This is a genomic window from Pseudoalteromonas sp. 1181_04, from assembly GCF_052850545.1.
Genome location: NZ_VXCS01000011.1, coordinates 138,947 through 152,116, shown reverse-complemented (window position 1 = coordinate 152,116; position 13,170 = coordinate 138,947). Strand labels below are relative to the sequence as shown.

Here is a 13,170-nt window from a genome sequence, read left to right as displayed (position 1 = left end):
AATATGAAAATTGCAGCAGACTTTAGCAAACGTGTTGTCGTGCACAGTGAATCACTCGAGTGGATAGCGTCACCGATGGCGGGTGTTGATAGGCGTCCACTTGATAGAGTAGGCGATGAGGTTGCACGCGCAACCAGCATTGTACGTTATGCGCCAAATAGCCATTTTTCTGCCCATACACATACCGGCGGTGAAGAATTTATTGTGCTTGAAGGTGTTTTTCAAGATGAACATGGTGATTTCCCCAAGGGTTCTTATATTCGTAATCCGCCCGAATCAAAGCATACTCCAGGCTCCGAAAGCGGCTGCGTTATATTTGTAAAATTATGGCAGTTTCAGCCAGAGGACAGAGAGCATGTACGTTTACAAACTAATACCATGCAAGGTGTTCCTCACGCTGAGTTTAGTGATGTAAATGTAGCTCCTCTTTATAAAGACGCCTTTGAAGAGGTGAGTTTAATGCATTTTAAAGCGAACGCCGAGATAGCGATAAATGCACCCGGTGGGGCTGAGCTTTTAGTACTTGAAGGTTCACTTGAAGAGCAGGGCGATACACTTGTAAAAAACAGTTGGTTAAGAGTTCCCATAAACAGCATGGTTAATGCTAAAGCAGGCAGTGAAGGCGCAAAAGCTTGGCTTAAAACAGGTCATTTAACGGATGCAGATAAGCAAATTCATCGCTTGGAAAACCCTTAAAGCTTATATAAAAAGTGAGCAAATGCTCACTTTTTACTTTTCCAGCTGTATTTTGATTTGCTTCATAATTTATTAATCTAACTTAACGTATTCTCAAACCTTAACGTATAAATGAGACTAAGTTATGACACATTTAAACCATGGTTTATCTATTGATATTGAAGGCGCAGGCCGTGAGTTTTTCTTAACCTTAAAAGCGGTTGGCAAGCTTACTCACGAAGATTATAAAACCATCCCCCCGATGATTGATTCAGCCTTATCGCAAGTAAAACAGCCAATAATAAATGTACTCATTGATAGTATCGAGTTTCAGGGCGGTGGCTTTAGAGCCGCATGGGATGATTTAAAGTTAGGTATAAAACACAATAAAGAGCTGAAAAAAGTTGCTATTTATGGCAATAAAAAATGGCAGTCCAATATTGCTAAAATAGGAAACCGCGTTGTATCAGGTGAAATGGCCTATTTTGAAAATGCGACAGCTGCAATTGAGTGGCTAGAAGAGTAGGGTATTTATAAAATACTGTAAATACCAAGCGCTGTTATTGTTTCATGCCAGTCAATACTAATTAACTGGCATTAACATGGGCTTTAATCTTTTAAACTACATCAACTAACATTGGTAATGCGGGAAATGCTCCCTTGGCTAAACAGGCTTTTGAACCACAGCGAAGGCCGAAATTTAAAGCGCGTTTTACTATTTGCTGATTGTTGAGTTTATCCGTGAGCAATATATTTTCATCATTATGATTTAAATAATACAAAACCCCGGCAATAAACGCATCGCCCGCACTGGTGGTATCAACCGCCGTAATAATTGGTGCAGCTTCAGTAAATGCAAATGCGTTATGGTAAACGGTTGCAGGCGCGGGACCATCGGTTAAAAACACTAAGCTAACATCCGTATCTAGAATCGATTGCAAGTAATCATCAGGTGTTTGCTGTGTTTGCTCAGCTAAAAAATTTAGCTCATCCCGCGATAGCTTAACTATATCGCAATAGGCGTAACACGCGTGTACATTTTGCTCAATGTCATTGCTATTTTGCCACAAGCTATAGCGTAAATTCACATCAAAGCTGACTAGCTTATGGTTCTTTTTAGCCAGCTTTAAAGCATTGATCGTGGTGCGCGCAATGGCTAAATTAGTTAACGTGTTGGAACAAAAGTGTAGGGTACTCAATTCATCCCATTTGATATGGTTTAAATGCTCACTCGTTAACAGTAAATCGGCGGTATTGTGGCGATAAAAATTAAAGCTGCGTTCACCGGTTTCATCCAAACTGACAATAACCACGGCCGTTTGAGAGTCTTTAATTGTAAATAAGTACTCTGTACTTACCTTATATTGCGCAAGCGATTTACTTAATTGTTTAGCAAAATAGTCATCGCCCATACCGCCACAAAAAGCCGCTTTGCCGCCCAGTTTGGCATAACCTACCGCTACATTGGCAGGAGCGCCGCCAGCAATGGGCAAATAAGCACTGTTTTGAGAATCTTGCGGCAGCATATCAATAAGCAGCTCGCCAAGGCTAAGTAATTTGGTCATATTGTAAATCCTAAAAAACCTAGCAAGGGCTAGGTCAAAAGTAGTGGGAGAGTCTTTCAAGGTAAATAGATGTTAGGAGATCAAGCGCTGAAAATACATTATTCAGCGCTTAAAAATACTAAAGCTCGGTTAATTAAATAGGTATTTAAGTGTTAGTGACGTTGTGCGGCCGTTAATAGTGCGGGCACGAATAATATTATTATCTGGGATAGAACTTTCTTCGGCTTCAGTAATACCGACTGTATCAAATAGGTTATTTACATTAAGCGCGATGCTAAGGTTTTCAGATAAATCGTAGCTTACAAAGCCATTTACTTGGGTGTAACCATCAAATTTAAGGTCGTTGTTGTCTTGAGCGTATGCATCGGTAGTACCAATAAAGCTTACACCAGCTGCACCTTTCTCGTAGCTATAACGCGCCATTAGTGAGTAAATTAAATCTGCTTGGCGTCGAGGCGTATTACCTTCTACTTCCGGTGTTAGTGCATCTTTAACGATTTCAGCATCGGTCCAGGTTAAGTTACCGCGAAAATCCCACGCATCGATGAAGTAAGTTGATTCAATCTCAATCCCTTTGGCTTCGTATTCACGGTCGAAAAAGGTTTGTGATGTAGCTTCAAAATTTTGCTCTTCAGTTTCTGCATAAAAAGCAGTTGCAAATACAGAGAAGGAATCAAAACGTTTTTTAACCCCAAACTCATATTGATTAACTTCATCTACAGCATCTTCTTTCGCAACAGAGCCATCTGCACGTATTTTACCAAATAAAAGTCGGTCAGCATTCGCTCGTCCGCCTTTACTGATACGAGCAAATGTTGCCAGACTTGGGTCAATTTGATAGTTAGCACCAATTGAATAAGATGTGTAGTTCCAGTCGTAGTTAACTGGGCTGGCATTAGTAATATCAATGCCTGCAACATTTTGTTCAGGAACGGATATTTCACCATCACGATTCATATCAACTGTAGAGGTTACTGCACCTGCGTAATTACCGCGAGCTTCGCCACTATCGTAACGGGCACTTGCATCAATACTTACATCGCCAAGTTTTGTAGAAAATGCAACGTACGGGGCGCGAGTGTCGTATTCTGTGTCGTAATCACGCTGACAACAGTTACCCCAAAAAGGTGTTCCGTATGCGTATAAACCATTTTCAGAAAACTCAGTACCATCGGCAGCTGTGACATTTAATAAGGCTGCGTTATCGCCCTTAAGCTCCATTAGATAAGAGTTCCATAACCACGACATGGCAATGTTTTGCGTTGATGCGTAGTAACCAAACGTAATACTGGTGTCGTCATCGAGCGATTTAGTCAATTTAAAGTCGTTCACAATAGAGTCAAAGTCGTTCATTGTGACGTCAAACGTATGAATACGCATTGCTAAATTGTCTTTAAATGCAGCCCCAGTATTTGCATTGCTGAGTGTTGCACCTGCGCCGCCAATACTTTCTGCAATCGACGTTGCACTGCCTACTTCAGCAGGAATAAGTGAATTAAAGTTACCGCTTACAGATGATTTACGAAAACGGTTTTCGATACGCCAATCATTATCTAAGTCAAATACTGCTTCAAAGCCAATTGAGTCAACGTTAGGGTTCATACCGTCGCGAATATCGCCACTGCTAATTTGGTTTTCGCCGTTTAGACGCACTGTTTTTGTAAATAATGCCGAGTGTGGTGTATCCGATTGTGCGTCAAACCCAGGGATAGAATCGCCATTTGCATACATTGGCATCGGTAAGTAACCTACGCTTTTATCATCTAAATGCTTGTAATAAATTCGAACATAGCCGTTTTCAAAATCTTTGGTTAGGTTGGCTTTAATTTGCCCGCCTTTATTTGATGTGTAACCTGTTTCGCGTGGACCTTCACCTTGGCGAACAAAGCCACCGACATGAAAACGTACACTATCGCTTAGGTAAGTACCGTATTCAAAGTCTGTACGAACGCTATCGTAATCGAGGCCCAGAGTAGTTGATACGCTGCCTGATTCGTTTTCACCATTTTTAGAAATAAAGTTAATAATGCCACCAGGTGCATTACTTGCAGCCGTCGATGCTGAGCCGCCACGAATTGATTCGATTGTTTGTACTGTATTATCTAAGCGCATAAAAATATCAGCGTTACCAAAAGCGATATCACCGTATTGCAGTACAGGTAAACCGTCTTCTTGTAATTGTAAAAATTTCGCACCGCCAGATGCCACAGGTAAACCACGCACAGCAATGTTTGCGTTACCTTCACCACCGGTCGATTCTGCGCGAATACCCGGAATGATTCTAAACGCCTCAGCGGTTGAGCGAGGTGTAGACACTTCAACCTGTTCAAGCGACAAGCTACTGACTGATACGCTTGATGCCATAATCGTTGTACGACGTGGTACACCAGTTACAACGATTGTTTCAAGACCTTTGTTAGCTTGTACTTGAGAATTTTGATCTTGTTGTTGCGCATGTACGCCTTGGCTTACGGCAAGTGCTAATGCACTGATTAAATATAAAGGTGTGTTGTGTGTTGTCATGGTTACGCCTCGTTGTGTTGAACCCAATTGGATTTGTATTTTTACTTAATCGATTAAGTAAAAATAACAAATATTTTACAAGAAGCAAATTATTTTGTGCTTAATTTGCTCTTTTTTTATTCATTCATTGATTTATAAAGTATTTTTTATTGTCTTAGAATATAGGTTTACTCAGTTACAGGGTTATCTTGCTGTAAAGCCGTTGCTGATGGATCTTTAAAATAATTAAACAGCATAGCTAAAAATAAAATGACAGCAAAGCCCGTAGCTAAATAAAAACCGTAACGCACATGGCCAAAGTAATCGCTGATCATACCCATGAACAAGGGTGCTAAAGCCGCCGAAAGTGCGGTAAAAAATAATATCACGCCCGCCACAGCACCGTGCTGTTGCACTGCAAAGCAGGATATACCTTTAGAGTTTAAAGTCGGATAAACCATCGACATAAATAACCCCGAAAGCGGCAATAAACCCACAGCCCAATCAACGCCACCGAATAATGTACCGACATAACACAGCGCAATGCCTAAGCTTAAATAGGCCATAACACCTTGCCAGCTATAGCGGTTTAGTAACCATACGGCAATAAATCGCCCTGCGGCACGCAGTACAAAAAATATTGTCAATGCATAGGTTGCAAGTAGTGGCCAAGAGCCAGTGTAATCTTTTAACAGCGTAGGCATCCATACATAAATAGCAACCTCCGTGGCCACATAAAGGGCAATTGCCAGAGAAAAACCTAGCGCATACGGATTTTTGATCATTTTCATGGTGGTGGCAAGCGAAGTGGGCTTTGCTGTGGTTTTTACAACGGCTGGGTAGTCTGCACGCCACGCTAGTAAAGCGAGAATTAAACACATTACACCTGCAATAATGTACAGGTAAGTCCAGCTTACATTTTGCACCAGTAAGACGCCTACTAGAGCTGGCCCTACAATGGCGCCTATGCCAAAAAAGCCTTCTACCTTATTCATCGTTTTAGTGTGATCTTCGTTACTATGTGAAATATCACCAAGTAACGCAAGCGCACCCGTTTTAAATAAACCAATGGCTAAGCCTATGCAGCAAAGTAGCAATAAAAAGAAGGTAAAGCTGGTGCTAAACGCAAACAAGAAACAGCTCGCCGAAAATATTAAAAGGCCTAGCATGATGGTTGTTTTACGCCCTAAACTGTCTGCTAAAAAACCTAAAAACAATCCACTAAAAGCAATTAGCGCCATAGGTGCATAATGGAACGCGCTTGCTTGGGTCATGCTTAAACCAAACTCTTTAATAAGTTCAGGTATGATCATGCCCACCGCATCAGAAGTCATGGCAAACATAAAAAACATCATATATGTAAGCCAGCGTATTTGTTGCAACGGGTCGCTGCTTACGTGTGTGTGTGATTTTGTCATGTACTTTTTTCCTCGTTAAATGCTCAGTTAACACTCAGTAAGTCAGTTAGTTACTTATTGTAGTATTACGTAAGCCACGATTTTTGTATGTAAAATTATTAAAAATTACTTGTAAATTCTCACTCGCTAGTTAAAGATATATCTTAATCGATTAAGTTTCAACATGGTAATCACACAATGATGAAGAATAAAGTTCAATTGATCACATACGCTGATCGGATCACTGGTCAAGATATCAACGCATTGACCACACTTTTAAATGGCCCATTACACGGCGTATTTGGAGGTGTGCACCTATTGCCCTTCTATAATCCAATTGATGGTAGTGATGCAGGCTTTGACCCTATTGATCATAGTGCCGTGGATGAACGGATCGGTACTTGGCAAGACATTCAAGTGTTAGGCGCAGACTATGATCTGATGGCCGATTTGATTGTAAACCACGTATCGGCGCAATCTTTTCAGTTTCAGGACGTACTGGCAAAAGGCAAAGCATCTTCGTTTTGGGATTTATTTTTAACTAAAGAAGATGTCTTTCCAAATGGCATGAGCGACGCCGAGCAAAAAGCGATTTATCGCCCGCGCCCTGGCAGTTGTTTTACTCCAATGCCATGTGGCGATGGTCAAACGTATGATTTTTGGACCACGTTTACCGATAATCAAATCGACATTAATGTTAAAGTTGCTGCGGGCATTGCGTATTTAAATAATGTATTAACGAAGTTCTCTGCTAATAACGTTAATATTATTCGTTTAGATGCGGCGGGTTACGCGATTAAGCAAGCCGGCACAAACTGCTTTATGCTAGATGAAACGTTTGATTATTTAGATAAGTTATCGGCGCAAGCTAATGCATTGGGTATGGAAACAATTGCTGAAATCCACAGCCATTATCAAACTCAAGTTGACGTCGCAAAGCGGGTCAATATGGTTTATGACTTCGCATTACCACCATTGATTTTGCACAGCTTATTTACCAATAACAGTGATGCACTTGTAAAGTGGTTAAATATTTCACCACGTAATTGCTTAACAGTACTCGATACCCATGATGGCATTGGTATTATTGATGCGGGTCCAATGGGTGATAAGCCAGGATTATTAAATGCAGCGCAAATTGATAATCTAGTTGAAACTATTCATGCAAATAGCAATAACCAAAGCCGCCAAGCAACTGGGGCTGCTGCCAGTAATGTCGACTTGTACCAAGTAAATTGCACTTATTACAATGCGTTAGGCGCAAATGATTTTGACTATTTAGTTGCGCGCGCGATTCAATTTTTTGCACCCGGCGTACCACAAGTTTACTACGGTGGCTTATTCGCAGCTGAAAATGATATGGCGTTACTAGCAAAATCAAATGTAGGTCGTGATATTAATCGTCCATATTTAGATGCTGATATCATTGCGCAGTCTCTTGCAAAGCCTGTTGTACAGGGATTACTAAAATTAATTGAGATACGTAATACTCACAGTGCCTTTGCAGGTGAGTTTAGTGTTGAAGGTGATGACAATAGTTGTGCTTTAAAGTGGCTATTAAACGACAGTGAAATTGTCCTAAAAGTTAATTTTGCACGTCGCGAAGCGTTAATAATTGCACGCACTGGGAATGAGCAAATACTCACCTCACTAAATGATTTGTTAAACTAAGTTAACCTTACAATCAGTCACTTATCAGCCACTATGACCTAACTGTAATTGGTAGTTGATAAGTGCTTTTTGCTCTTTTTTGCTAATAAATAAATTAGCTGCTAATGCTCCTTTTTCTTCACTATTTTGATGAATAGTTGTTAATGTTGGCATAGAGCGCTGCGCTTCATCAATGCCATCAAATCCAACAATTCGCAATTCTTGGGGTATTTTTATACCTATTTTAACTGCTTCGCGAATTGCCGCGAGGGCAATAAGATCACTCATACAAAGTAATACATTGGGTCTAGGTATGCAGTTGAGCGCTTCTTTTGCTGCGATGCTTGCATAACGTTCGCTACTTTCTGGAATATTCCAAGTTCTATCGTCACCTAAGGTAATGTTAACTTCGCTTAATGCTTTTTGATAACCTCGTAATCTTTGATGTGCAATTGATTGACCTGCTTCGCATTCATGGTGCTCATATACACGACACAATACATTTTCATCTAATAACCGCAGTCCCAATATAGCGACCTGATCAGCACTGCTTTTTAATACGTGTTTGGCCACTTCATAACTAGCTTGTTCGTTATCTATGTTTACTGAGGCATTACGATCAATATCAAAATCAACGGTAACCACATGTTTGGGTACAATTTTTAATTGATCTACAAGTGATTGATTGCGCGGACGGCCATAACAAATAAAGCCATCAACAAAATCTAATACGCTGTTAAGGTTTTGACTATTTCCCGAAAATAATAATAAGTTAATATTGTTTTTTTCAAGGATAGAAGCCACACCACGCATAAAACTACTGGCCACAGGATCCGACACCATATACTCAATACTGTCAGGTAATACCAGCGCAACAATATTAAATTTACCACGGCGTAATGACTGCGCTGCTTTATTGGGGCCAAAATAGCCAAGCTCTTTACACGCCAATAAAATAGACTCGCGACGACTTTTTGATAGTTGATCTGGACGATTAAATGCATTTGAAACGGTGGCGTTAGAAACGCCTAATTCTTTGGCGATGCTTTTTAATGTCCAATGTTTTTTTTGGGTCATACGACTTCTCATGATAGTGAACGCGATTCACTAATAAATTACCATATTTCACGCTAAATCAAAGTGTTAATTATATTGTAGCGTGTATAGCAAGTTACGTAATTAGGTATTAGGAACAAGAATGAACTAGAAAGTGGTTGTTATTAATAATAAAGTACTGGCTTTTTTATATCTGATAGCTTACTAACTCACACGTTACTGTTTGGGTGATTTTTCACAAAGTCGCCTTATCATTTATATCTTTACATATGTACCCTTTTTGATGATAAAGTACTGTTGTTTTCTATTTTGCTACAACTAATGAATTAAAAATTTTTTAGTTTTAGGCAAAGTATATTGTATGTAATGGCGATTATATGTTGCAAATTGCGTCCTCGATAACCCGTTCTGGATTGAAATAATAAAATTTATCAAAGGTAAATTATGAAAATGAATAGATTGATTTTGGCGTTACCGTTACTAGGGGCAAGCTCTATGGCGCTTGCTAATACGACCCATCAGCGCGTATTCAAGCCACAAGCTGCGATTGTTGAACGTGTGCATCATCATGGCGTTGAACACGGCCATAATGAAAAAGCACCAATAGCACAGCTGCAATCACAACCCCAAAAATTTAGTATGTTAATGATGCGTAGCCAAGCGGCCACAGTCAGCTGCGATTTAAATGCACTGGCTAATGCTAGTTCAACGAGCATTATTACTGAGCTTAAAAATCAAGGTAGTGGCTGTGTTAATGAACTATTTAGTGCATCAGCATCAACTCAGAGCCTAGTATTTAGTTCTGATAATATGTATGCGGTTGCTAATCATGCAAAGTCACTCTCACAGACTTATGCTGGCGGTGGTGACATTGAACTCGAGGCATTGTTCCTATATTTACGAGCTGGTTTTTATGCGGAATTTTACAACGACAACGTGAGCTTTAGCTCTTGGGTTACGCCTGCCGTAATTGATGCGATAGATGCTTTTGTAAACAACAGCCATTTTTATGACGATAATGACGGCCACGGTAAAACGCTTTCTGAAGTGATCATTACGATGGACAGCGCTGAACAGCAACATCGTTACTTGTATGTGGTGAAACAGTGGCTAACGCGTTTTAACGAAAGCTATGCTGCAAAATGGAATATACGCAGTGCGGTGAATGGTATTTTTACTTTGCTTTATCGCGGCCAGTGGAATGATGCATTTGTTACAGCTGTAGCTAGCGATACTGATTTAGTTACTAAGCTGAATGCATTTACCCAAAAGCAGTGGATGATTGACTCTGACGCACAATATTTAATTGTTAATGCAGCCAGTGAGCTTGCGCGCCTTAAGCAATATTCCGACACTGCTATTCAAGCTACTGTTGATACTGGCTTAAAAGCGGTTTTTAGTACTTATAACAGCTTTGGCTATGGTGATGCAGTATGGCTTGCTGCGGCAGATTCTGTCAGTTATTACGCTGATTGTAATGACTATGGTATTTGTGGCTTTGTTGATGAACTTACTCAGCAAGCGCTTTCGCAAAATTATAGCTGTAGTAGCACTATTAAAATTCGCTCACAAAATATGACTGCAGCACAACATACAGCTGCATGTGCTGCAATGGGCGCAGAAGAAGGTTTATTTCACACTAAACTTGCCACCAATAACGCCCCAGTTGCCGATGATAACAATAGTTTTTTACAAGTAAATATATTTGATAGCAGCGATGATTATAGTAAATACGCAGGTGCGATTTTTGGCATTAACACCAATAATGGCGGCATGTATTTAGAAGGTGACCCCGCAGTTGTGGGTAATCAAGCAAATTTTATTGCCTATGAGGCGAGCTACGCCAATGCTGAGCATTACGTGTGGAATCTAGAGCATGAATATGTGCATTACTTAGATGGTCGTTTTGACTTATATGGAAACTTTAATTCACCAACTGAAGATATTGTGTGGTGGTCAGAAGGCGTTGCAGAATATGTTGCTAATCTTGATAATAATGACGCCGCTAAAAATACCATCAGTGATGGTTCGCGTTATACCTTAGCGCAAGTATTTGCCACTAACTATGACGGTTTTGATCAAGACCGTATTTATCGCTGGGGTTACTTAGCTGTGCGCTTTATGTTCGAACGCCATTACAGTGAAATTAATGCCATGCTTGCAGATACACGCATTGGTAATTGGAGTGCTTATAAAGCGAAAACTGTGCAGTGGGCAAATAATTATGAAAACGAGTTTGTACAATGGTGTGATGACTTAGTTGCAGGTACAACCACTAATACGCCACCAATCGCATACATCAATGGACCTTATGCCGGTATGCAAAACAATGAGATCAATTTTACGAGCAATGGCAGTATTGACAGTGACGGCTCAATTGTTAGTTATCAGTGGAGCTTTGGTGATGGCAGTAGTTCTAATCAAGCAAACCCGGTGCATACTTATACAACATCAGGACAATATAGCGTATCGTTAACGGTTGTTGATAACCAAGGTGCCAGCCAAACCGCATCAACATTGGCTAGTATTGAAGAGGATAGCAGCGTTGGTAACGGCGAGTTGATAAACGCTCAACCAATGACTATTGCTGGCGAGCAAGATGAGCTGTTGTATTTCAGCTTTGATGTACCGCAAGGTGCCAGCGACTTAGTGTTTAGCTTAAGTGGTGGCACGGGCGATGCTGATTTATATGTGAGTTATGCTGCTACACCAACAATGGATAGTTATGATTGTCGTCCTTATGTCGGTGGTAATAGTGAACAATGTGTAATAAATCCTGCGCAAGCAGGTGTTTATCAAGTAATGATTCGTGGCTATAACATGTTTGATAATGTGAAATTAACCGCTTCATACACAGGAGTAAGTAGTAGTGTACCTGATGCATGTGCTACCCAAGGTAGTCGTAGCAATGGCCGTTTAAATGACGGTGAAGTGATTTGTTTGGGTAACAGCGATCCTATGTGGTTTAGTATTGCTGACGTACAAAGTCAAAGTGGTGTGGCGATAACTACCGCTAATGGCAGTGGCGACATCAGCCTAAGTTATTCAAACAGCAGCTGGCCAAATGGCAGTAATGAACAGGCTCAGTCCAGTAATAGCGGCAATAGCGAATGTATTTATATTAGTGATCAAAGCCAATATTGGGGTTATTTAAAGGTGTCGGGTAATAGTACTGGTGCAAGTCTAGTGGTTGATTTTAATAGCCAAGGGTGTCGTTAAAATTATCATATTAAAAAAGTAAAGCACCTACAGCAAAGCCCATCTAGATGGGCTTTTTTAGTGTTGTAACTTAAGCGTTAAAGTGAGTTTAGATTGCTCGTTTATACACCGCGAGTGGATGCGAAGTACTTAACGATACGTGCACGCTATCGCCAGGGTATACAACGACTTCGTGGCTTACGCGGCTAGTAACCACTGTTTTACAGGCAAGCTCTACTGCACATAAACGACTCCCTCCTTCAAAGCGTACCCATACGACCACACCGTTGTTGCCGATCTCACCTTGTACTAGCATTACATCGTCGGGGCGAAGTAGGACATCCACCTCACCTTGTTGGCAATCTACGCCGTGAGCGGGCACATTGCCGATGGCTGTAGTTGCTTGATTATTCTCAAAAAAACCGTTAATGAAACTTGCTTCACCTAAAAAACGTGCAACAAAGCGATTGTTGGGCACACTAAAACAACGCTCAGGAGTATCAAGTTGCTGGATTTTTCCGGCCTTGAGCACACCCACACGATCGCCTATTGATAAAGCTTCTTCTTGATCATGAGTCACCCAAATTGCAGGCACGCCAGCTTTTTTCAGGGCATTTCGGATATCCCAGCGCAGCATATCTTTTAGTGCCGCATCAAGGTTTGAAAGCGGCTCATCAAGTAACACAAAGTCAGGTTGGTGGGCAAGGGTACGTGCTAGTGCAACTCGTTGTTTTTGACCGCCTGAAAGGGTGGCTGGCTTTTTATGACGAAAGTCATCAAGACCCAGTAGGGCTATCCAATGATCAGCAACGGCGGTATCTTTTAAACGAAAGCCAATGTTTTGCTCAACGGTTAAATGAGGGAATAACGCAAAGTCTTGAAATACCATACCTACGCTGCGTTTCTCAGGTGGCACAGTCAATTTAGGGGTAGCCTGCCATTTACCTAAGTTAATTTCACCTTCGCTAATAGGAATTAGTCCGGCGAGCGCTTGTAAAATTGTGCTTTTACCACAGCCCGTAGGGCCTACTAGCATGAGAATTTCACTTTCACCAAGCAACAAATTTAGGTCGCTTACTACACGGTTACTGCCATAATCTATAGACAACTGGCTTACAGATAGCATT

9 protein-coding genes are annotated in these 13,170 nt (G+C 40.8%); 4 read left to right on the top strand and 5 right to left on the bottom strand.

The features are described 5' to 3' along the window. Window positions 1–3: 3 nt before the first annotated feature. Together FW757_RS11075 and FW757_RS11070 are read left to right on the top strand one after the other, a co-directional pair. Complete coding sequence (locus FW757_RS11075; protein WP_182831158.1) at window positions 4–696, top strand: cupin domain-containing protein; 693 nt, start codon at window positions 4–6, stop codon at window positions 694–696. 124 nt (window positions 697–820) lie between these two features. Continuing rightward, a complete protein-coding gene (locus tag FW757_RS11070; RefSeq protein ID WP_182739483.1) occupies window positions 821–1,201 on the top strand; it encodes an STAS/SEC14 domain-containing protein in 381 nt (126 codons plus the stop codon). Between the two features lie 91 nt (window positions 1,202–1,292). Here the strand turns inward: FW757_RS11070 and FW757_RS11065 are convergent, their stop codons facing one another. From FW757_RS11065 to FW757_RS11055, 3 genes are all read right to left on the bottom strand, one after another. Next, on the bottom strand, window positions 1,293–2,240 hold the full coding sequence (locus FW757_RS11065) for a carbohydrate kinase family protein (protein WP_182717628.1): 948 nt from the start codon (window positions 2,238–2,240) through the stop codon (window positions 1,293–1,295). A gap of 129 nt (window positions 2,241–2,369) precedes the next feature. Next, entirely contained in the window at window positions 2,370–4,763 is a 2,394-nt protein-coding gene (locus tag FW757_RS11060; protein WP_182717627.1) for a TonB-dependent receptor domain-containing protein, read from the bottom strand. A gap of 167 nt (window positions 4,764–4,930) precedes the next feature. Continuing rightward, window positions 4,931–6,160 (bottom strand): MFS transporter, encoded by a 1,230-nt coding sequence (locus tag FW757_RS11055; RefSeq protein ID WP_149981806.1) that lies wholly within the window; start codon window positions 6,158–6,160, stop codon window positions 4,931–4,933. A 177-nt stretch (window positions 6,161–6,337) separates the two neighbouring features. Between FW757_RS11055 and gtfA the strand changes: the two genes are divergently transcribed. After that, window positions 6,338–7,810 (top strand): sucrose phosphorylase, encoded by a 1,473-nt coding sequence (gtfA, locus tag FW757_RS11050; protein ID WP_182717626.1) that lies wholly within the window; start codon window positions 6,338–6,340, stop codon window positions 7,808–7,810. Between the two features lie 24 nt (window positions 7,811–7,834). Here the strand turns inward: gtfA and FW757_RS11045 are convergent, their stop codons facing one another. Next, complete coding sequence (locus FW757_RS11045; protein ID WP_149981804.1) at window positions 7,835–8,866, bottom strand: LacI family DNA-binding transcriptional regulator; 1,032 nt, start codon at window positions 8,864–8,866, stop codon at window positions 7,835–7,837. Between the two features lie 423 nt (window positions 8,867–9,289). On the opposite strand from FW757_RS11045, the gene FW757_RS11040 reads away from it, so the two are divergent. Next, a complete protein-coding gene (locus FW757_RS11040; protein WP_182717625.1) occupies window positions 9,290–12,064 on the top strand; it encodes a collagenase in 2,775 nt (924 codons plus the stop codon). Window positions 12,065–12,152: 88 nt separating this feature from the next. Here FW757_RS11040 and FW757_RS11035 read toward each other — a convergent pair whose 3' ends face one another. Further along, window positions 12,153–13,169: an ABC transporter ATP-binding protein gene (locus tag FW757_RS11035; protein WP_182717624.1), complete on the bottom strand. Its 1,017-nt coding sequence runs from the start codon at window positions 13,167–13,169 to the stop codon at window positions 12,153–12,155. Window position 13,170 lies beyond the last annotated feature (1 nt).

What these genes read in the sequence shown, in the direction of transcription:
- gtfA (WP_182717626.1), top strand. Translation starts at nt 6,338, where the DNA reads ATGATGAAGAATAAAGTTCAATTGATCACATACGCTGATCGGATCACT.
- FW757_RS11070 (WP_182739483.1), top strand. Translation starts at nt 821, where the DNA reads ATGACACATTTAAACCATGGTTTATCTATTGATATTGAAGGCGCAGGC.
- FW757_RS11055 (WP_149981806.1), bottom strand. Translation starts at nt 6,160, where the DNA reads ATGACAAAATCACACACACACGTAAGCAGCGACCCGTTGCAACAAATA.
- FW757_RS11040 (WP_182717625.1), top strand. Translation starts at nt 9,290, where the DNA reads ATGAAAATGAATAGATTGATTTTGGCGTTACCGTTACTAGGGGCAAGC.
- FW757_RS11045 (WP_149981804.1), bottom strand. Translation starts at nt 8,866, where the DNA reads ATGACCCAAAAAAAACATTGGACATTAAAAAGCATCGCCAAAGAATTA.
- FW757_RS11065 (WP_182717628.1), bottom strand. Translation starts at nt 2,240, where the DNA reads ATGACCAAATTACTTAGCCTTGGCGAGCTGCTTATTGATATGCTGCCG.
- FW757_RS11075 (WP_182831158.1), top strand. Translation starts at nt 4, where the DNA reads ATGAAAATTGCAGCAGACTTTAGCAAACGTGTTGTCGTGCACAGTGAA.
- FW757_RS11035 (WP_182717624.1), bottom strand. Translation starts at nt 13,169, where the DNA reads ATGCTATCTGTAAGCCAGTTGTCTATAGATTATGGCAGTAACCGTGTA.
- FW757_RS11060 (WP_182717627.1), bottom strand. Translation starts at nt 4,763, where the DNA reads ATGACAACACACAACACACCTTTATATTTAATCAGTGCATTAGCACTT.